The sequence below is a fragment of the Micromonospora sp. DT231 genome, from assembly GCF_049847025.1.
Classification (GTDB): Bacteria; Actinomycetota; Actinomycetes; order Mycobacteriales; family Micromonosporaceae; genus Micromonospora.
The window spans coordinates 92,697-111,398 of the sequence record NZ_JBNCNO010000007.1 but is presented as its reverse complement, the minus strand read 5'-3'; the positions used below and the strand labels follow the sequence as shown (position 1 = coordinate 111,398).

19 protein-coding genes and 1 pseudogene are annotated in these 18,702 nt (G+C 74.1%); 3 read left to right on the top strand and 17 right to left on the bottom strand.

Going from position 1 to position 18,702, the window contains the following annotated elements:
• Window positions 1–3 precede the first annotated feature (3 nt).
• From ACPXBU_RS19725 to ACPXBU_RS19655, 15 genes are all read right to left on the bottom strand, one after another.
• The gene (locus tag ACPXBU_RS19725; RefSeq protein WP_425759095.1) at window positions 4–465 is read right to left on the bottom strand and encodes a hypothetical protein; all 462 of its coding nucleotides are present in this window, start codon (window positions 463–465) and stop codon (window positions 4–6) included.
• Window positions 462–1,391 carry a hypothetical protein gene (locus ACPXBU_RS19720; RefSeq protein WP_393370905.1) on the bottom strand — a complete coding sequence of 310 codons (930 nt, stop codon included), beginning with the start codon at window positions 1,389–1,391 and terminating at the stop codon, window positions 462–464. Before ACPXBU_RS19720 ends, ACPXBU_RS19725 begins: the two co-directional genes overlap by 4 nt.
• A complete protein-coding gene (locus ACPXBU_RS19715) occupies window positions 1,388–1,903 on the bottom strand; it encodes a phage tail protein (RefSeq protein ID WP_425759093.1) in 516 nt (171 codons plus the stop codon). Before ACPXBU_RS19715 ends, ACPXBU_RS19720 begins: the two co-directional genes overlap by 4 nt.
• Complete coding sequence (locus tag ACPXBU_RS19710; RefSeq protein ID WP_425759092.1) at window positions 1,884–4,577, bottom strand: putative baseplate assembly protein; 2,694 nt, start codon at window positions 4,575–4,577, stop codon at window positions 1,884–1,886. The genes ACPXBU_RS19715 and ACPXBU_RS19710 overlap by 20 nt, the downstream gene beginning before the upstream one ends.
• Complete coding sequence (locus tag ACPXBU_RS19705) at window positions 4,574–5,008, bottom strand: GPW/gp25 family protein (RefSeq protein ID WP_393370896.1); 435 nt, start codon at window positions 5,006–5,008, stop codon at window positions 4,574–4,576. Before ACPXBU_RS19705 ends, ACPXBU_RS19710 begins: the two co-directional genes overlap by 4 nt.
• Window positions 5,005–5,343: a hypothetical protein gene (locus ACPXBU_RS19700; protein ID WP_393370894.1), complete on the bottom strand. Its 339-nt coding sequence runs from the start codon at window positions 5,341–5,343 to the stop codon at window positions 5,005–5,007. The genes ACPXBU_RS19705 and ACPXBU_RS19700 overlap by 4 nt, the downstream gene beginning before the upstream one ends.
• Window positions 5,343–6,935 carry a contractile injection system protein, VgrG/Pvc8 family gene (locus ACPXBU_RS19695; protein WP_425759091.1) on the bottom strand — a complete coding sequence of 531 codons (1,593 nt, stop codon included), beginning with the start codon at window positions 6,933–6,935 and terminating at the stop codon, window positions 5,343–5,345. Before ACPXBU_RS19695 ends, ACPXBU_RS19700 begins: the two co-directional genes overlap by 1 nt.
• A complete protein-coding gene (locus tag ACPXBU_RS19690; protein ID WP_425759089.1) occupies window positions 6,932–7,804 on the bottom strand; it encodes a hypothetical protein in 873 nt (290 codons plus the stop codon). Before ACPXBU_RS19690 ends, ACPXBU_RS19695 begins: the two co-directional genes overlap by 4 nt.
• Entirely contained in the window at window positions 7,804–8,094 is a 291-nt protein-coding gene (locus ACPXBU_RS19685; protein WP_425759088.1) for a hypothetical protein, read from the bottom strand. The genes ACPXBU_RS19690 and ACPXBU_RS19685 overlap by 1 nt, the downstream gene beginning before the upstream one ends.
• 1,291 nt (window positions 8,095–9,385) lie before the next feature.
• Window positions 9,386–9,868 carry a phage tail protein gene (locus ACPXBU_RS19680; protein WP_355028749.1) on the bottom strand — a complete coding sequence of 161 codons (483 nt, stop codon included), beginning with the start codon at window positions 9,866–9,868 and terminating at the stop codon, window positions 9,386–9,388.
• A 1-nt stretch (window position 9,869) separates the two neighbouring features.
• On the bottom strand, window positions 9,870–11,171 hold the full coding sequence (locus ACPXBU_RS19675; RefSeq protein ID WP_425759087.1) for a phage tail sheath family protein: 1,302 nt from the start codon (window positions 11,169–11,171) through the stop codon (window positions 9,870–9,872).
• A 23-nt stretch (window positions 11,172–11,194) separates the two neighbouring features.
• Window positions 11,195–11,893: a carboxypeptidase-like regulatory domain-containing protein gene (locus ACPXBU_RS19670; RefSeq protein WP_425759086.1), complete on the bottom strand. Its 699-nt coding sequence runs from the start codon at window positions 11,891–11,893 to the stop codon at window positions 11,195–11,197.
• Window positions 11,890–12,498, bottom strand: coding sequence for a glycine zipper family protein (locus ACPXBU_RS19665; RefSeq protein ID WP_393370878.1), 609 nt, complete (start codon window positions 12,496–12,498; stop codon window positions 11,890–11,892). Before ACPXBU_RS19665 ends, ACPXBU_RS19670 begins: the two co-directional genes overlap by 4 nt.
• 13 nt (window positions 12,499–12,511) lie before the next feature.
• Window positions 12,512–12,847: a hypothetical protein gene (locus tag ACPXBU_RS19660; protein ID WP_110568237.1), complete on the bottom strand. Its 336-nt coding sequence runs from the start codon at window positions 12,845–12,847 to the stop codon at window positions 12,512–12,514.
• Between the two features lie 146 nt (window positions 12,848–12,993).
• Complete coding sequence (locus ACPXBU_RS19655) at window positions 12,994–13,800, bottom strand: LppM family (lipo)protein (protein ID WP_425759085.1); 807 nt, start codon at window positions 13,798–13,800, stop codon at window positions 12,994–12,996.
• A 153-nt stretch (window positions 13,801–13,953) separates the two neighbouring features.
• On the opposite strand from ACPXBU_RS19655, the gene ACPXBU_RS19650 reads away from it, so the two are divergent.
• The 3 genes from ACPXBU_RS19650 to ACPXBU_RS19640 all read left to right on the top strand — a co-directional run bounded on the left by ACPXBU_RS19650 (window position 13,954) and on the right by ACPXBU_RS19640 (window position 16,782).
• Window positions 13,954–15,021, top strand: a complete 1,068-nt coding sequence (locus ACPXBU_RS19650; RefSeq protein ID WP_425759084.1) for an adenosine deaminase family protein — start codon at window positions 13,954–13,956, stop codon at window positions 15,019–15,021.
• Window positions 15,022–15,030: 9 nt separating this feature from the next.
• Window positions 15,031–15,483, top strand: a complete 453-nt coding sequence (locus ACPXBU_RS19645; RefSeq protein WP_425759083.1) for an NUDIX domain-containing protein — start codon at window positions 15,031–15,033, stop codon at window positions 15,481–15,483.
• Window positions 15,484–15,657: 174 nt separating this feature from the next.
• Window positions 15,658–16,782, top strand: coding sequence for an FUSC family protein (locus ACPXBU_RS19640; protein WP_425759082.1), 1,125 nt, complete (start codon window positions 15,658–15,660; stop codon window positions 16,780–16,782).
• Window positions 16,783–16,866: 84 nt separating this feature from the next.
• On the opposite strand, the pseudogene ACPXBU_RS19635 reads toward ACPXBU_RS19640, so the two are convergent.
• Window positions 16,867–17,130: pseudogene (locus ACPXBU_RS19635) on the bottom strand (alpha/beta hydrolase); the annotation flags it as partial.
• A 465-nt stretch (window positions 17,131–17,595) separates the two neighbouring features.
• Window positions 17,596–18,588, bottom strand: a complete 993-nt coding sequence (locus ACPXBU_RS19630; protein WP_393370864.1) for a LacI family DNA-binding transcriptional regulator — start codon at window positions 18,586–18,588, stop codon at window positions 17,596–17,598.
• Window positions 18,589–18,702 lie beyond the last annotated feature (114 nt).

Here is an 18,702-nt window from a genome sequence, read left to right as displayed (position 1 = left end):
GGGTCAGGACGTGGCCACGAGGACTGTGCAGCTCCCGAGGCCGGGGCAGGTCAGGCCCACCTCGGTGGCCTGGTCGACGGCGACCTTCGCCACCGCGCCGGTGCCGTCGGACGCCGGCTCGACCTCGTCGCGGATGGTGAGGTCGGCGTCGCCGGGCGCCGGCGCGACGACGGTGAACCGTGCCGCGCTGCGCAGCACGAGGGTGCGCAGCCCGCCCGGGTCGGCGACGCGCACCACGCACCTGCCGGAGAACGTCAACCGGCCGGCATCGTCGGCGCAGTCGGCGTCGACGGTCGCCGGATCCACCGCCGCACGCTCGCCGCCCAGCGCGGCCAACCCGTCGACGAACCCGTGCCGGGCGCCCGGATCACCCCGGTCGCCGCCGCCCACGCCGACCGCGACCACGAACAGCGCCACCAGCAGCCCGGCCAGCAGCCCCAGCAGCGCCTTCTGCCGGCCACTCATCGCGCGGCGACAGGTGACACGACCTCGCTGAACCGGATCGTGTCCACCCCGGCGAAGTAGGATTTCGTACCCTGTGTCTTGCCCACCACCAGCAGCGTGACCTGGTGCGGCCCCTTGGCCAGCCGGATCGTCGCGACGTCCAGGAACTCCGTCGTCTGCACCTTCGCGCTGAAGCCGAGGAACGTGCCGCCGACCTGGTTGCCGTCGATGGTGAAGACGGTGTTCGCGTAATCGGGGGCCATGGTCCGTACCGTGGCGAACCGCCAGGTGCCGTCGGCCGGGATCTGCACCGTCACCGTCACCTGGTCACCGATGGCCAGCCCCGTGAAGAACAGTTGCTTGTCGTCGGACCAGGTCACCGCGCAGCAGTTGGGCTGCGCGCCCACGGCGGCCTTGCTCTTCTGCGGCGACGTGACCACCGCGGTGTCCACCAGACTCTCCGCCTCGATGGTGACCACCCTCGGCGTGCCCGGGGCCGGCTCACCGTCGCGGGTCAGCAGGACCACCCCCACGGCCACCACCACCAGCACCAACGCCGCCGCGGCGGCGATCCACAACCACGGGGTACGCCGAGGCGGCGCGACCGCCCGCACCTCGTACGTGACCCGACCGCTGGACCGGGAACTCTCCTCGGGCGCGGTGTTCGCCGAGTACGCGAACCCGGTCATGTCGTAGCGCCGAGGCGGGGTGCCGGCGGGCACGGCGAGCGTGACCAGGAACGACACCGAGCCCTGCCCGGCTACCACCCGTTGCGGTTCGGCGACGGTGAACCACGCCCGCTGGGAGCCGTCGCCGGGCGCCACGTCGAACACCACCGTGTCCGGTGCGGCGCCCGGGTTGGAGACGGTGAAGGTCAGCTCGCCGCTGTTGCGCGGGTCGAGGGTGAACTGCTCGGCGGCGGCGACGACCGCCCATTCGGTGGTCATGACGACTCCTCTTCCAGGACGATCTCGACGGTGGTCGAGGCGGGTTTCTCCGCCTCGACGATGCGGGTGATCACGGCGAGTTGGCCGGCGGCGGTGGCGGGGACCCGCACCACGACGTGGAAGGGCCGCTCGGCCGGCTCGTCGATGGCGAAGCCCGGCATCCCGGTGGCCAGCTCCAGGGCCCGCCGCATGCCGTACGGGGTGCCGCGCCACCGGGCCAGCAGGGCGGCGTTGGCGACCAGGTCGCGCAGCCGTCCCACCGGCAGCGGCAGGGGGGCGTCCGGCCGGGGTGAGGCCACCACGTGGTCCATCGCCACCCAACGGGTCAACCGCACGACCAGCCCGTCCGGGGCCCGGTACGGGTCGAACAGGGCGTCCACCTCGGCGAGGATCGCCTCGTCCGGGGCGTGCAGCCCCTCCATCACGTCCAGCAGCGCCCAGAGCACGCTGCCGGGTACGCAGGCCCGCTGGTAGGCGGCGGGCAGCAGCCGTTCAATCGCCGAACGTCGCATCCTGGCGCACCACCTCGATGTCGTGCTCGCCGGAGCAGAGCAGCCAGGTATCCGGGACGGTCACCACGTCGGCGGTGGCCTGGTTGGCGCTGGGCGTCCAGTCGACGGCGTCGGCGCTGCGGTGCACGCCGCGTTCGCCGCCGGCCAGGATCAGCCGTTCCGCCGGGCCGCCCACTGCGCCGCCTGCGGGGCCGCCGCTCGCTGGGCCACCGCCCGTTCCGGCGCCGCCGGCCGGGCTGCCGCCGGCCGGGCCGCCCACGGCGATGGCGTCCACCGGGACGAACCGGGTCCGGTCGCGCAGCGGCAACCCGCAGTTGACCGACACCGTCTGCCACTGCGGCTGGGCGGCGAGGGTGTCCAGCCGCAGCACCCCGCCGCTCTGCGTCGCCGCCACCGCGAGCTGCCCGGCGAACGCCAGGTCGCGGCACGTGCCGCCGACCCAGCCGAGTTGCACCGGCTGCCACTTCACGTCGGACTCGAACAACCGGGTGCGGTGGCAACCCTGTCCCGGCTTCTTCGGGTCCGGCTCGCCGGCGCCGCTCCACAGCAGCGTCGCCGGGCCGTCGTACTGCACGGCGAGCACCCGGTTGTCCACGTTCGCCAGGCCCACGTGCACGAAGCTGCCCGGTCGGCCGGCGGCGGTGGACAGGTACACCCCGAAGCCGGCCTGCGCGGCCACCGCCACCCCCGGCGCGCCCCGCTCCGAGACGAACGCGCGCACCGCGTAGAACCCCCGGTCGGCGTCGGACGGGTCGACAAGGATCTGCAACGGCACCGCCCCGGGCAGCAACGACACCTCGTACAGGCCGGTGTCGGTGGCCACCAGCAGCGCGCCCGCGCCGTCGCGGTCCAGCCAGGCCACGTCGGAGATCCGCGCGTCCAGGTCGGTCAGCAGCGACCAGGTCTCACCCAGGTCGGTGCTCAGGTGCACCCGGGAGCCACCGGAGGTCCGCAGCGTCACCACGGCCACCGAGCCGGGGCGCGCGACGATTCCCGGCCGCACCGGCGCGGGCGCGGGCGCGATGCGCAGCACCGTCTCGTCGTCGAACCGGCCGGCCGGCTCCCACCCCGCGCCGCCGTTGCTGGAGCGGAACAGCACCGGGCCGCGCCCGGCGTACCAGGTGCGCGGCTGGTACTTGTCGACGGCGAGGGCGCGTACCTCCGCGTCGGGGGCCTCGTCGACCACGAACCGGACCGACTCGACGTAGCGCACACCCGGCTCGGCGTGCTCCAACAGCCGGTACACGTTCGACGCCCGCAGTGGTTCGCCGAACGGCCAACCGGTCGGGTTGAGCGCGGTCGGCAGCGGACTCAACGTCTGGTGCAGCCGGTCGTGGATCCGGCGGCGTACCGCGTCCACGTCCTCCTCCCGGCGGACCACCACCCGGGCCCGGACCGACACCGCCTTGAACCGGGCCCAGGTGGCCCGGGACCGGATGCCGACCATCCGGCGTTCCTCCAGGTCGGCCTCCACCCGGCGGCGCGCCTCGGGCACCTCGTGCTCGCGCAACACCGCCACCGGCAGGCGGCCACCGGGGCGGGCCGTCGGCGGCACGTACGGCACCAGCACCACCTCGACCTCACCGGGCCGGGCGAAGCTGTACACCGCCGCGCGGGTGAACGCCCGCGCCCGTGCCACCGCCCCGGAGCTGGTGGCGAGGACCTCGAAGTCGCGGGCGGTGACCGCCCGTTGCTGGGCGAAGAACTCGTACGGGCCGCGCAGCAGCACCGATTCCAACGCCTCCACCTCCCGGCCGCCGGCCGCCGGGGCGGGGTTGTCCACGCGTACCCCGGGTAGCGGGTCGCGCAGGCTGGTGAGCGCGCCCGCCGCGACGTTGCCGGTGGGCCCGCCACCGGCGCGGTACCAGAGCCGGACCTGCCGCCCGGCCGGCGGCACCGCCGCCACGGTCACCGGCGCCGGGCCGGGTGGCGCGGGATCGCCGGGCCGGGTCGGCGGTCGCAGGTCCAGGGCCGGGGCGAAGGTGACGGTGCCCGAGCAGCGGTCCACCAGGTACGCCTTGGCCTGCGGGCCGAGCCCGGCGAAGCTGTCCACCGGCCGCCAGATCTCGTACGTGCGGCCGTCGTGCTCCCGGGCCGCCGCGCCCAGCTCCACGGTGCCGGCCGGCACCTCCACGCCGAGCAGCAGGTCCAGCGCCTCGGCGGTGTGCGCCAGCGGGGCGTGGGCGGCCCGCAGCACCTGCCCCGGCTGGCCGGTGCCCACGCCGAGCAGCTCGGCCTCGACGAGTTCGCAGTGGTGCATCCGTACCGTCACCGACGTCTCGCCGGCGGCCAGCAGCGTCGGCTCGGTGGTCACGAAGACGACCGGCCGGGGATCCGCGCCGCGCGCCGCCGCGACGCGCAGCCCGGCCGGGATCCGGATCGCGGCCCGGTCGCCGCCGCTGCGGGTGAACCGGACGTCCGCCCAGGCCGCGGTGGGCGCATGCCGGGTGACCCCGAGCAGGTTCAGAAACGAGACGTACGCCTTCTCCGGCAACTGGTTCAGCCGGTAGATCATCACCTCGGTCAGGTGCGCGAACGCCTCCACGAGCGCCATCCCGGGGTCGTGCGCCGACAGGTCGGTCCACGCCGGGCAGGACTGCCGGATCCGTTCCCGGGCCTCGGTGACGAGGTCGAGGAACCCGCGATCGTCCAGGTGCGGCACGGGCAGCGTCATGACTGTCCTCCCTGCGCGGGCTCGTCGGCGGGGAGCAGGTCCACGGAGAAGACAAGTTGCCCGGGTGTCAGGCTGGCGCGCACCCGGTAGTCCAACCGGATCACCAACCGCCACGCGTCGTCCAGATCCGGACCGGCGTCCACGTCGATCACCTCGACCCGTGGCTCCCACCGGGCGATGGCCTGCCGGACGTAGTGGATGGCCAGGCCCGCCGTGGTGTCGTCGTTGGGCGCGAAGACGAGCCGGTGCAGCCGGGAGCCGTACCCGGGTCGCATCAGCCGCTCGCCCGGCGTCGTCGACAGGAGCAGGAACAGCGCCTGCCGTACGCTCTCGTCGCCCTCGGTCATCGCCAGGCCGCCGGCCGCGGTCAGTGCCGGCCCGCCGCCGCGCCCGGCGTCGAAGCCGGCCCCGACGAAACGGAAGGCCCTCACCGGTCCGCCCCCAGCAACGGCTGGCGGGGGTCGCGCACCGTGTGGTGGACCAGCCCCGGCGGCGTGCCGTCGGTGAACCCCTCCAGGTGCGACAGCACCACCCGCTGCCCGTCGACCCGCAGCCAGTCGCTGTAGCCGACCCGGACGTTCAGGGTCTTGCCGCACGGCTTGATGGTCGGGCCGTAGTTCGGGCAGGCCTTGATGTCGCGTCCCTCCGGGTCGTCGTCGACGAGCACGGGTACGCCGGTGACGGTCACCCACCGCTGTGAGGGTCGGTTCTCGACCCGGCCGTCGTGATCGCAGGTGATCACGGAGTCACTGTGGATCCAGCGCATCAGCCGCCTCCTTCGTGGTGGGCGCGGGCCAGCGAACCCGCCTGCCGCGCCGCGGTGGTCGGGTCCTCGGTCGACTCGGCGTGCAGGAAGTCCACGCTGCGGGCGCGGACCACGATGGCCCGGCCCGGTGCGGAGATCACCAGGTCGGACGCCGCGTGCAGGGTGGCCAGATCCGGGGTCAGTTCCAGGAAGCTGCCACCCTCGGTGGCCAGCCGCAGGCTGCGCCGCACGTCGTCGACGACTATCGACTGCCCACCGGCGGTGCGCATCGTCCAGCGCCGCGCCCGGCCGTCGTCGATGCCCGCGTCGTACGGCTCGACGGCGCCGAACAGCGAACCGAGCACGACGCCCGAGGCCGGCTCGCCGGCGGGCAGCACCACGAGCACGCTGTCGTCCGGATCGGGCAGCGCCACCAGACCCTTGCCCCGCCCCGCGCCGGGGCAGAGCACCGCCAGCCAGCCGGCGTCCAGGTCCCCGTAGGCCGGCAGGGTCAGCCGGACCCGGCCCAGCCCGTCGGGGTCGGCGACGTCGGTGACGGTGCCGAGGGTGACCACCGCACCGCCAATCGGGGTCGGTGGAGCGACCGGCGGGACCGTGGAGAAGCGCGTAAGGTGCCCGTTGCCGTCCACGGTGTGCACCACCTCGGTCAGCACGTACGCCCCGGCGACCGGCTCGGGCACACCGCTCAGGGCGACCCGCCGGCCCGGCCGCAGCGCCGGATCGCCCTCGGCCACCCCCTCGGCGGTGACGAGCGCCGCCGCCCGGGTGTCCAGCCGCGCCTGGGCCAGCGCCGCCAACTCGTCGTCGCTGCGGCCCGGCTGGTCGACGGCGGTGCGGACCCCGTCGGCGCCCACGTCGGCCGGGTCCGGTCGGTCGAACGCCGGTCGGCCACACCGCGCCTCGTCGGCCTGCTGGCTGATCACCTCGGCCCGCTGCGGGTGCCAACCCAACGCGGCGCTGGCACCGCTGGCCTGGTCGGCGTTCGTGGACAGGCGCAGGCTGTGCACGCCCGCGCCGAGGGTCAGCGCGACCGGCTCCCCGTAGCCGGCGAGGGTGACCAGCCGGACCGTACCGTCGTCGGCGGCCAGGTGCAGCCCGGCCCGGCCGGCCACCTCGCACAGCAGCTCCAGATCACTGTGCCGGTGCTGCGACAGCCGGTCCAGCCGCGGCCCGTCGACCTCCGCGCTCACCTCCAGCCCCACCGGGCCGCACAGCTCCCGGGCCAACTCCACGGCGGTCACCGACGTGAACACCCGCAACCCCTGACGCTTGCGCAGCCGGTGCAGTGGGTCGTACGCCCGCAGCCGCAGCACCGCCGCCCCGTCGCCGGCGTACTCGACCTCCACGGCGGTGACCTCCCCGTTGAACAGGGCGTCGGCGTGGTCGGCGAGCCGGACGTCGAGCGTCGTGCCGGGGCGTACCGCCGGGTCGAACGCGCCGACGCCGACGGAGGTGGCGAGCACGAGCTCCGCCTGGGTGGGCTGGTCCAGCCGTGCCGCCACCCGCAGCGAGCGGATCCGCTGACGAACCGCACCGGTCAGCTCGACGCCGTCGAGCACGACGATCAGGGCCCGGGGCGCGACGCTTGTCACGGCGTACCCCCGGGGGTGGGGTTGGTGCCGGTCGGGCCCCAGGCGGCGGGCGCGGTGGCGATCGAGGCTCCGACGAACGACGCGCCGGCACCCACCCCGCCGGCCAACGCCCGCGCGACTCCGGTCACCGCGCCCACCACTGATCCGCTGCCTGGCGCACCGGGTGGTGGCACAGCCAGGGTGGTGCCGGCCGGCACCGCGAGGGGGTCGGTGATCCGGTTGTGTTCGGCGAGCAGACGCCAGCGCAGCGGCGAGCCGAGCGCGTCGTTGGCCAGCAGGTCGAACCGCACACCGGAACGGCCCGGCTCCGCCGCGCCGTCGCCCGCGGCGATCACCGCGCTGCCCGGGGCGGCCGTCGGGGTGCTCGCCGCGGCCAACTCCTCGGCGAACCCCGCCTCGGCCTGGTCGGCCGTCTCCGCGGCGCGGACCAACTTCAGCCGCAACCAGGAACGCCGGGGCGAGCCGGTGCCGGTGAACGCGTCGAACCGCTCCGCCACCGCGATGATCACCCCGGGTACGTTCCAGGTCTTTCCCCACACCAAGCGGACCAGCGGCGGACGCAGCCAGCCGTGCTCGGCGGCCGAGTTCTCCGCGAGCATCCACAGCGGACGGGTAAGCACCCGCACATCGGCCGGACGGACCTGCGCCTGGACGAACTCGACGTCGAAGAGCAGGTCGAGCACCAGCTCGGTCCGGCCGCCGCCGGTGAAGACAAGCGGGTCGTCGGCCAGCCCGGACCCGGTGAGCTGCCCGTCGCCGGCACCCCGAGGGCGTACGCCGGCGAGCCGGGTCACCTGGACGGTCTCCGGGTTGAGCAGGCAGTCCACCCGAACGCCTGTGGAGTCGATGAGGAAGGCGACGCGTTCCATCAGCCACCCGCCTGTTCCCGGTCCAGCCGGGTCAGGTGGGCGGTGTCCAGCGCCGCACCGGCGACCGACCACAGCGTGCTGTCATCGGGCAGCGCCGGCCACCTGTCGAACGCCGTCGCGTCGGGCTGGTCCGGGCCTCGCCCGCCGCCCGGATCGTGGTACGCCGAGCCGATCCAGCCGACACCTGCGGCTCCAGCGGCCGGACCGTCCCGCGGTCCGGTGTGCGCTCCGACCGACCCACCACCCTGCTGCCCCGACCGTGCCCGCTCGCCCGGCAGAGCCGGCCACAACCCGCCCCCAGCCGCCGCCCCGCCGCCCCCAGCCGCCCCGCCCCCGCCCGCCCCGACGCCCCCTACCGTCCGGCCGCCACCCGCGGTCCCGCCGCCAGCGGATCGCCCGCCTCGAGCTGCCGCCCGGCCCGGCCTCGCCCCGCCGACGTCGGCGGAGTCAGTTATAGATCTTGGAAAGGAATTGCCCCTGGAGGGGCCGAAATCTTCCAAGATCTCGGCGGGAGGGGTGTGGAGGGGAGAGTTGGCCGGGGCGGTTGGCGCTCGGCGGCCTCCTGGACCGCGTCCGGCTTCGGTGTACCGCTCTTCCGTGTCGATGGCCGGCGTGTCGTCCCGCGCCGGGCCTGTCGCCGCGCCCCGTCGGGATGCGCGCAGACGCCAGCCGCCCAGCAGCCGGCCCCGTGAACGTCGGCCCGCATCCGGTGCGAGGGGCACCTCGCCGGTCACCGCGCCGTGGGCGGCGCGGCTGCCGCCCGGTGGGCTGGCACCGCCCATCCCTGGACCGCCGGACCGGTCGGCTGCCCTCGACGCGTGCTGCGACCGTCCGATTGCGCCCGTCGAACGCGACCCGTCCGGCCCTCCGACCCCGCGCGTCGCCACCAGCCCGTCGACGCCGTACGCCCCGTCCACCGTCCCGTCGTGACCGACCGTGCCGTGGTGACCGTCCGTGTCGTTGTCACCGACTGTGCCGCCCGCGGCGGACGCCGGGCGGCCATGCCCGTAGGAGTGCGCGTCCGCGTCCGGGCCGCTCCTGCTGGTTGCGCCGCCGGGCCCACCCGTGCCGGGGGCACGAGGACCCACCGTGCCGGGGGCACGACGGCCCACCGAGTCGGCAGGAAGCCCGACACCCTCCCCGGCGGGCCGAGCTGGCCCGGTCACCGCAGCCCACCGATCCGGTCCGTCCTGATCGATCCGATCACCGGAGCCGGAGCCAGGTCCAAGGCCCGAGCCGGGGCCAAGGTCGGAGCCGGAGCCAAGACCGGAGCCGGAGCCCGAGCCCGAGCCCGAGCCCGAGCCCGAGCCGCTGGCACGGTCATCGCGCCCCTGCGGCGGTGCCGCAGCGGGCCGGTCGAGGTCCAGGTCGTGCAGCAGACCTGGTGCGTGGGCGGTGACCAGATCCAGCCAGTGCTGCGGGGGTTCCCCGAAGCGGCGCGGTGTCGCCCCGGGCGTCTCCGGCGGCGGCGGCCCATGGTGTGCGGCGGGCGCACGGGGTGTGCGGTGTTCGCCTGACTCGACCCGCCCGGCGAGGCGCTGCACCGCCCCGGCCGCCGAGCGCAGTCGGCCGGCCAGCCAGCTACGCGGGTGTCGGCGCGGTGGCACCGCCGGTCTCCAACTCCAGACCCTCGTAGCGCAGGGTCAACGCGGCGATGGCGATCTCGTGGCTGAGTGTGTTGAGGTGCGCGCCACGCCACCGGGTGGGCCAGGCGTCGATCAGGTTCCAGCGCAGCACCTCGGCGGTCCCGACCGAGTCGAGCAGCACCACGGAGACGTTGCGGCGGTTGAGGGTGCCCTGCGCGGTGGCGTTCACCCAGTCCCACAGCTCGCGGGAGGCGGTGAGGCCGAAGTGCAGCGTCACCGGCTCGTACTCGGCCTGGCCGGGCACCATCCGCATCCGGCCCAGGCCGTGCTCCCGGTACGGCTGCCCGGGGATGTTCACCTCCAGCCCGGTCATCTCGGTGAAGTGGCCGTTGGTGACGCCGTTGATGAGCAGCCGGAAGTTGTACGCCCGGTACGGGTCGACCGGGGCGCCGGGCTGCGGGGTGGCTGTGGTGGGCATGTCAGCCTCCGATCGTCTCGGTCTCGGTGCCGCCGGCCCACTGGCTCAGCTTGAACACCACGAATTCGGCGGGCTTGACGACGGCGATGCCGATGTGGGCGATCACCATGCCCGCGTCGCGGACGTCCGCCGGGTTGGTCTCCTCGTCGCACTTGACGAAGAACGCCTCCTCGGGGCTGCGCCCGAGCAGCGCCCCGTCGCGCCACACCCGGGTGAGGAACGCCCCGATGTCGCGCCGGATCGAGCGCCAGAGGGTGAAGTCGTTGGGCTCGAACACCATCCACCGGGTGCCGTTGGCGATGGCCTGTTCGATGGCGATGCTGAGTCGCCGTACGTTGAGGTAGCGCCACTCGCTGGCCTCGGCGGCGAGCGTACGGGCGCCCCAGACCCGGATGCCCTCACCGGCGAAGTAGCGGATCACGTTGACGCCCTTGGGGTTGAGCACGTCGTGTTCCGGCCGGGTGACCAGGTAGCCCAGGTCCACGGCCCCACGGACGGGCTCGTTGGCCGGCGCCTTGTGCACGCCGCGCAGGGCGTCGGTACGCGCCCAGATGCCGGCCAGGTGCCCGCTCGGCGGGGTCAGTTCCAACTCGCCGCTGATCGGGTCGCGGACCCGTAGCCACGGGTAGTAGAAGGCGCCGAACTCGGACTGCCGGGGCCGGTACGCCGCCCCCTCGTGCCCACCCGAGCCGCCGGGGCCGGCCGAGCCGCCGCCGGGACCGCCCGAGCTGCCGCCGGGACCGGCCGAGCCGCCGCCGGTACCGGCCGAGCCGCCGGCCGTACCCTCGGCGGGCTTGGGGGGTTTGCCGGAGGACGGGGTGGCGACCCGGGTCAGCGCGGCGATGTCGTCGATGTCCGGCGCCGGGTCGCAGATCGCGACCATGGTGCGGGTCCGCTCGGCCATGCTGAGCAGCGCCTCGTGCGACACCACGTCGTGGAAGCCGGGTGCGGCGATGATGGAGATCTCGTCGATGGCCTCCAGCAGTTGCAGGCCACCGCGCCGCTGCCCGGTGCCGGTGATCGCGCCGCCCTCGCCGACGTTCACCACCCAGCAGCGGGCGCCCCCGTTGTCGAGGAAGCCGAAGACCGCTCGGGCCAGCGGGGTGCTCTCCACCCGTTCTCCGTCGGCGAAGAGCCGCAGGAACTCCGTCCAGTTGTTGACCGGCACCGCCCGGCCCAGTTGGGCGTCGCGGTTCGGGGCGATTCCGACGAAGGCGGCGATGCTGGTGCTCGCCGGGCCGATCGGTCGGGCGCCGCTGGGGACCTCCTCGACATAGATGCCGGGGGAGAAGTAGCTGGGCATCGGTCCTCCTGTGCGGGTGGGCGTCAGTGGGTCGGTGGCGCGCAGACGATGACGAGGTCGGGTTCGCCGGGGTCGACGTCGGCGGTGAGGACGAGCCCACGCCCGGTCAGTCGCAGCCGGGCCGGGAACGGGTGCTCCGGGTCGTGCGGGACGCCGACGAGCCGGAACCGACCGTCGGAGTCGGTGCGGGTGGCGGATCCGGTGGCCGACAGCTCGACCCGCATCGCGGCGAGCGGTTGGTCCTCGGGGCCGACCACCCGGCCGGTGAGCGTGCGTACCTCCAGTTGCCGCAGCCGCAGCGGTTGCAGCACCGGCGGTGCGGCCGGGGTCGGGTGGTCGACCTGCGCGGGTACGTCGATCAGCAGCGCCGGACGCGGCGCGGCGCCGAACGCCGCCCACAGTGGCGGGTCACCCGCCTCCAGGACGACCGCGTAGCTGCCCTCGCTGGTGGCGGTGGTGAGCACCCGGTCCAGCCGGGGCAACCCGGCCGGCCCGGTCACGCAGAGCAGGTAGCGGACCGTGAACCGGTACGGTTCGCGGACCGCGCCGCTGGAGCGGGTCTGCCGGGCCGGGCGCAGCTCCAGCGGCCAGAGGGTGAGGCCGGCGGCGTCGCCGCCGGTGCGGGGCGGGCCGATCGGAACGGGTTCCCCCGCCGCGCTGGTCAGCCAGGCGGCCAACTCGGCGGTGGCCGTCTCGATCGGTCCGCGCCCGTGGTCGGTCATCGCGGCGGCGTCCCCTGGATCCGGTACGCGATGGCCTCGTTCCAGACGTGCGGGTAGACGCCGATCTCGAAGTACCTGGTGAACCGGTTGATCGGGGCGTTCGCGTGGTCGTGGTAGAGCAGCCACACCGGGGCGATGGTGAACAGCACGTAGTTCGCCAGCACCAGCGGGATGTAGAGCGGGCCGAGCAGGCGACCCTGGAAGATGTGCACGTCCTCGTGCCGTTGGATGCCCGAGCTGGAGCCGGCGCAGACGGTGCCGATGGTGGTGGCGTAGCGGGGCGAGACCCCCTGCACCACGCTGACCCGGCCGCTGCCCGACGAGGTGGGGCGGTCCAGTGAGTGCCCGAAGACCAGGTGCACGGTCAGGTAGATGGCGCCGACGACCGTGTTGAGCAGACTCCAGGTGTGGTCGACGACGAAGAGGAAGATGCCGCGGGCGTCCGCCGCGTACACCCCGGCGGAGGCCACCGCCCAGCCGAAGACCGCGCCGACGAGCAGGCCCACGACGGCGCCGACCAGAAGCCCGATCGGGCCGCCGGCGAGGAAGCCGAACAGGGCGCCGAGGATGACCTGGATCGCCGCGCTGAGAACTCCGAAGACCATGACGTCATCCCCCTCAGACCCAGGAGCGGAAGATTTTGGGCTCGCGACCGCTCGCGAGCTGGGTCGGCGTCGCCTGCCGGTTGCCGGGCGGGAACTGGCTGACGCCGAGCGCGGCGGAGAAGATGACAAGCGCGTTGAAGAACGCGATGATCCACTTCTCGCCACCGACCTCGTCCGCGAACGCCGCGGTGAGGTAGGACAGCAGGAGCGCGATGACGATGGCGATCCACTTGCGGAGCTTGTCGCCGCTGGGGCCGATCAGCCCCCCGATGACGTTTGTGGCCAGCAGGGTGGCGGCGCTCGCGCCGGCGATGGTCCCCAGGGCTGCCCAGGTGAAGAGATCGTTCATGACGATCCCCCTTTTCTGCGATGGTGCGACCGGGATGTGGTGGTGGTGAGGTCCGGTGCTGCCGGGTGGCAGCGCCGGGGCCGGTCGCCGTCGTCTCGGGGGCGGCCGGGGCCGGGCGTGGCCGGCTCAGCCGGCCACCGGGTGGATCAACCGGGCCCCGGGGCGCCGGCGGGCGGGCCCGGCGGTGTCGGTCCGGGCGAGGTCGGTCCGGGCGAGGTCGGACCGGGGGCGGCCGGCGCCGTGGGCCGCCGGCGTCGCAGCAGGAGTACGCCGACCGCGGCGAGCAGCAGCAGGAGGAGCGCGCCGCCGACGATCAGCGGCCATCCGATGCCGCCGTCGTCAGCACCGGCGGCGGCCGGCGAGGTGGACGGTCGGGGTGGCGCCTCGGCGACGGCGCGTAGCTCGCTCGGCTTGTCCTGGTTGGAGTCGACCTTCCAGCTGACCGACCGGCCGTTGACGGTGCCGTTGCTGTCGATCACCCGGCCGGGAAATGTCACCGAGATCTCGAACGACATCAGCTTGAGGAACGCCTGCTGTTGCTGCGGATTCTGCTGCGCCACCTTTCCGCCGTATTTCGACGGGTCGAGGGGCAACGTGAAACGGTACAAGTCGCCGTTCCGGACCAGTTTTACGCTCTCCGTGTCGAAACCCGCCAGCGGCGCTTTGCGATAACTGATCTGGGCGCCGAAGAGTTTGTCGTCCTCGTACCGGGTCTCTTCCCCCGCCGGCAGGGCGGGAATGTTTTGCCGCAGCTCCGCGAAGGCCGCTGGGATGTTCTTGTTTCGTGAGGTCAGCAGGGACTTCTCGGCGGTCAGCAGCAACTGCCCGTCGACGGTGTCGTCGGCGTTGACGGTGAGCCCCATGTTGAGTTGCATGCAGCCGCCCAACACGGCGACCAGAAGGAGACACACCGCGACGCGGAGTGCCTTACCGCGGTTGACTCTCCTGTTCATGGGATCAGTGTGTGTGATCCATTTCGCCATCGGCAGTCAGCGATCAGTCACAAGGCAGTCGCCGATTGTACCGACGCACTGTCATATGTGACCGAGGCGGATCGGGGCGCCTATTGACTACTCTGGAGCTTTGGGGTCGAGAACAGTTTTCCGGTGGTGATCCCCCGCGTGGGGGAGGTCGGCCCGGACCGGGGTGCGGCAGGCTGGACCCACCCGTTCGACCATCCCCCGAGGACAGCGATGACGCCGGCTCAGCGCCACACCCCGAAGATCGAACTACACGTCCACCTGGAGGGAACGGTCCGCCCGGCGCTGCTCGCCGAGCTGGCCCGCGGCCATCGCCTCCCGGTGCCGGCCGAGACGTCCGGAAGGTTCGACGACCTGTACGACTTCATCGCCACCTGGAACGCGATGACAACCGTGCTGCGGACGCCGCAGGACTACCGGCGGGCACTGCTGGCCTACGCCGCGGAGGCCGCTCGCGACGGCGCGGTCCACCTGGAGCCGATCGTGGACGCCGAGGAGCGGCTCGGGTTGGACGGCTGGGCGAACCTGCTCGCCGCGCTTGTCGACGCGGCGGCCGAGGCCCGCGAGTCGTACGGGGTGTCGATCGGGTTGACCCCGCAGGTCTGCCGGGGGCACGACGTCGAGTTCACCGAGAGCGCGGCCCGCGTCGCCACCCGGTTCGCCGGGCAGGGCGTGGTCGGCTTCGGGTTGTCCGGCGCCGAGGGACGGCACCCGACCACGCCGTACCGCCGGATGGTGGAGCTGGCCCGCGACGGCGGTCTGCCGTTCGTGCCGCACGCGGGCGAGGCGGCCGGGCCGGAGGCGGTCCGCGAGGTGCTGGCGATGGGCGCGGTCCGGGTCCGGCACGGGGTGCGGGCCGTGGAGGACCCGGAGCTGGTCGCCGAGCTGGCCGCGCGGGGCGTCGTGTTGGACGTGACGCCCACCTCCAACCTGCGCCTCGGCGTGGCCCGCGCGGACCTCCCCCATCCGCTGACAGTGCTGACCGACGCCGGGGTCGCCTGCTCGGTGTCCACCGACGACCCGGCCATTTTCGACATCACCCTGGCCGACGAGTACGCGTTCGCCGCCCACCTCGGGGTGACCCCCGCGACGGCGTACGCCGCCGGCCTGCGCGGCATGCTCGGCGACGCCGCCGACCACGCGCGGCTGGTGGTGGTGGGGGAGCAGGCGTACGGGGGCGGCACACCCTCCTAAGCTGAGCCGGTGATCGTCGTCGCGTGTGTGCTGCTGGTGGATCCCGACGGGCGGCTGCTGCTGCAACTGCGGGACACCGAAGCGATGTACCACCCGGACGTGTGGGGGCTGCCCGGCGGCCACGCGGAGGCGGGGGAGACGCCGGAGCAGACCGCCGAGCGGGAGCTGTGGGAGGAGACCGGCCTGCGTGCCGACGGGCCGCTGCGCCTGATCGCCGTGCAGCCGCGTCCCGAGCTGGATCGAGAGATGCACTACTTCCTGGGCCGCACCCGGGCCCGACAGGAGGACGTGGTGCTCGGTGAGGGCGCGGCGATGGTCTTCGTGCCCGGCGACGAGGTGCTCAACGGTCGTCCCTGGACGCCGGGCACCGTCGAGGTGCTGACCCGGTTCCTCGCCGCACCCGACGACACCGCCGCGTTCACCGGCCCGACGCCCGCCGAGTCTGCTCAGGGCAGGCCCTAGCCAGCCGGAGGTCGCCGCCCTCACCGGCACGTGACCCGGTCGGCGATCGTGTCCATGGCATCCCGACACCTCGGGCGCGGTGCGGGGCTGCCCCGGTGAGCAGGGCCGGCGCGGAGTGGGAGACGATCGCCTCGGGCTGCCGTGGGCTGACGGCGGGTTGAGCAGAGGGTGGCGATGGTGCGGTTCAGTGGCCTGCGGACGGCCGGCGGGCGGCTGCGGCACGGCTGGCGGCCGGTGCTGGAGGCGACCGTCGCGGCGACCGTGGCGTGGCTGCTGGCCACCCGGTTGCTCGGGCACCCGCAGCCCTTCTTCGCGCCGGCCGCGGCGCTCATCGTGCTCGGTCAGACCCGCGGTCAACGTATTCGCCGGGCCGTCGAGGTCGTGCTCGGGGTCGCCGCCGGGGTGCTCGTCGCGGACCTGGTGGTGCAGGCACTCGGCCCCGGCAGCACCTGGACCGTCGGCACCGTCATCCTGCTCACCGTCCTCCTCGCGGTGGCCTTCGGCGCCACCGGCGTGACGCTCGTGCAGGCCGCGGTCTCGGCGCTCTACCTGGTGGTGGTCGCACCGCCGGACGGGTCGCTGGTGCCGAACCGGTTCGTCGACGCCCTCGTCGGCGGCGCGGTCGCGCTCGCGGCCAGCCTGCTCGTCGACGCCCGGCACCCCCTCGCGCCGCTGGTCGCCGAGGTACGGCGGACCTTCGACGAGCTGGCCGGGCTGCTGGGCGGGATCGCCGACGCGCTGGACCGCGGCGACGAGGCCGCCGCGTTCGCGGCGCTGACGCAGGCCCGGGGGATGGACGCCCGGGTGGACGGGCTGCGGGACGGGGTGTTGGCCGCCGGTGAGGCGCTGCGGCTCAACGTCCGGCGACGCCGGCACATCGGTCGGCTGCGGTCGGTGGACGAGTCGATCCGGCAGATCGACTACGCGGTCCGCAACGTCCGGGTGCTGGCCCGCGCCGGCGTGACGCTGAGCCGACTGCACACCCCGGTGCCACCGGAGCTGGGCGCCGCCCTGCGATCGCTTGCCGAGGCCGTCCGCCAGGCCGGTGGCGCGCTCGCCGCCGACCTCGACGGCCAGGACGAGACCGCCGAACGGCACGGCAGCCGGGCCGACGAGTCCGCGTTGGCCGCCGTGCGCACCGCCGGGCAGCTCTTCGGCGCCACGCCGACCCTCCCCCTAGCCATGATCATCGGTCAGGTCCGGGCCACGGCCATCGACCTGCTGCGCGGTGTCAACCCGGAGGGCGACGCCGCCGTCCTCGCTCGCGTCGACGAAGCCCTCGGCCTGCCCGCCGTCTGACCTCTCCACGGGAGCGCGCGGGGCGCCGGATGTGCTGGTGAGCCACCTGGTGGCGGAGTCGCGGATCGGGGCGGGAATCTCGTGGCCGCCGGGAAACTCCTCGTAGGTGACGTCGTAGCCGAGCCCGCGCAGGTGGGGAACGAGGCGGCGGCTGCACACGTCGATGGGCAGCACCCGGTCGTCGACACCGTGCGAGACGAAGATCCGTGGCCGGCCGTGGGTGGTCGGTGGCGCGGCGAAACCGGGGGAGAAGGCCAGCACCGCGTCGACCAGCTCGCCGTTGGCCAGGCCCAGCGAGAGCGCGTACGAGGCGCCGTCGGAGAAACCGCCGAACGTCACGTCCCGCACCGGGTAGCCGTCGAAGACGGTCCGCAACAGCCCGTCGACACGCCTGACGTCCGCCCCGAACCCGCCGGCGATCAGGTCCCAACTGGCCGCCGACGACTCCGGGGCGACAAGCAGCAGGTGCCGCGCGTCCGCCACCGGCGACAGCAGGTCCAGCCCCTGTCGCGCGGAGCCACCCGCGCCGTGCAGGAGCAGCACCAGCCGGTACGCCGAACCGTCGGTTGCCGGCTCCGGAACGTACGCCAGCGCCCGCCGCTCCCCGTCGGGGCCGGTCAGACGCAGCAGGCCGGTGGGCCCCGGCGCCACCGGCGGGTGCAGGCGCGCGGTCAACCGCCCGTGCCGGTAGTCCGGGGGCGGCTGCGCGGAGTCGGACACGGCCTGCGCTCCTCGCGGTCGACGCAACGTCCGACGCGGTTACCCGGGCGGCCAGGGCTTAACCGTCGGCGTCGGGCAGGAACGCGCGGACGCTCAGGCGCTGGAGCGGGCCACCAGGGTGGACGGGAAGAGAGTCACCCGGGCGGCCGGACGCCCGTCCAGCAGGGCGGTGGCCGCGGCGACGGCGATCCGCCCGACCGGGTGACTCGCCGTGGTCAGCGCCGGGGCGGTCATCCCGGCCAGCGGGATGTCGTCGAAGCCGGCCACCGCGACGTCGCCGGGCACCCGTACACCGGCGTCACGCAACCCCGCGATCACGCCGAGCGCGGTGTCGTCGCTGATCGCGTAGATGGCGTCGACGTCCGCCCAGCGGCGCAGCGCCTCGCCGGCCGCCGACCGGCCGCGCGCCGCCGTGAAGTCCCCGGTGATCTCCCACTCCGGCAGGCCGGCCTGGCGCATCAGTCGGCGGTACGTCTGCACGGGGCGTTGCGCGCAGGGCAGCCAGCGGGGGCCGGTCACCATGGCGATCCGGCGGCGACCCGCGGCGTAGAGGTGGCGCAGCACCGCGTCCGAGCCGGCGGCGTTGTCGACGTCGAACGACGGCACGGTCGCCGAGCCGACTCCGATCGAGACCACCCGGCCGCGCATTGACCCGGGCACCGCCGCCAGCAGATCCTCGGTGGTGTTGACCAGGATCACCCCGCACACGGTGCGGTCCCCGGCGAGCTGGTGCAGGCCGCGGGGGTCGCCGAGCGGCAGCCAGTGCAACGCCACCCCGACACCTGCGGGTGTGCACACCCGGGCGGCCGAGCCGACCACCTGGTGGACGTACGGGTCGTCCAGCACCGCCGGGCTGGCCGCCTGGGCGGCCACGACCAGTCGTACGCCGCCGCCGCCGCGGACCAGCGCCCGGGCGGCCGGGTTCGGCACGTAACCGAGCTGGTCGACGGCCGCCGTGACCTGTTGCCGAGCTGCCGGCGACGCGAACCCCGTGCCGGCGATCACCCGCGACGCCGTGGACCGCGACACCCCGGCTATCCGGGCGACGTCCTCGAGGGTGGCCGCTCGCTGTGCCGCTGTCGTCATCGTCGCCTCCCCGAGCCGGCCCGTCCGGTCGGACAAACGCCTGTTTCACATCATGCCCTGGCCTGTGCGTCGCCGGTAAGGGGCGGTTGCCGGTTGTGGTGGTAGCGCTCTCAG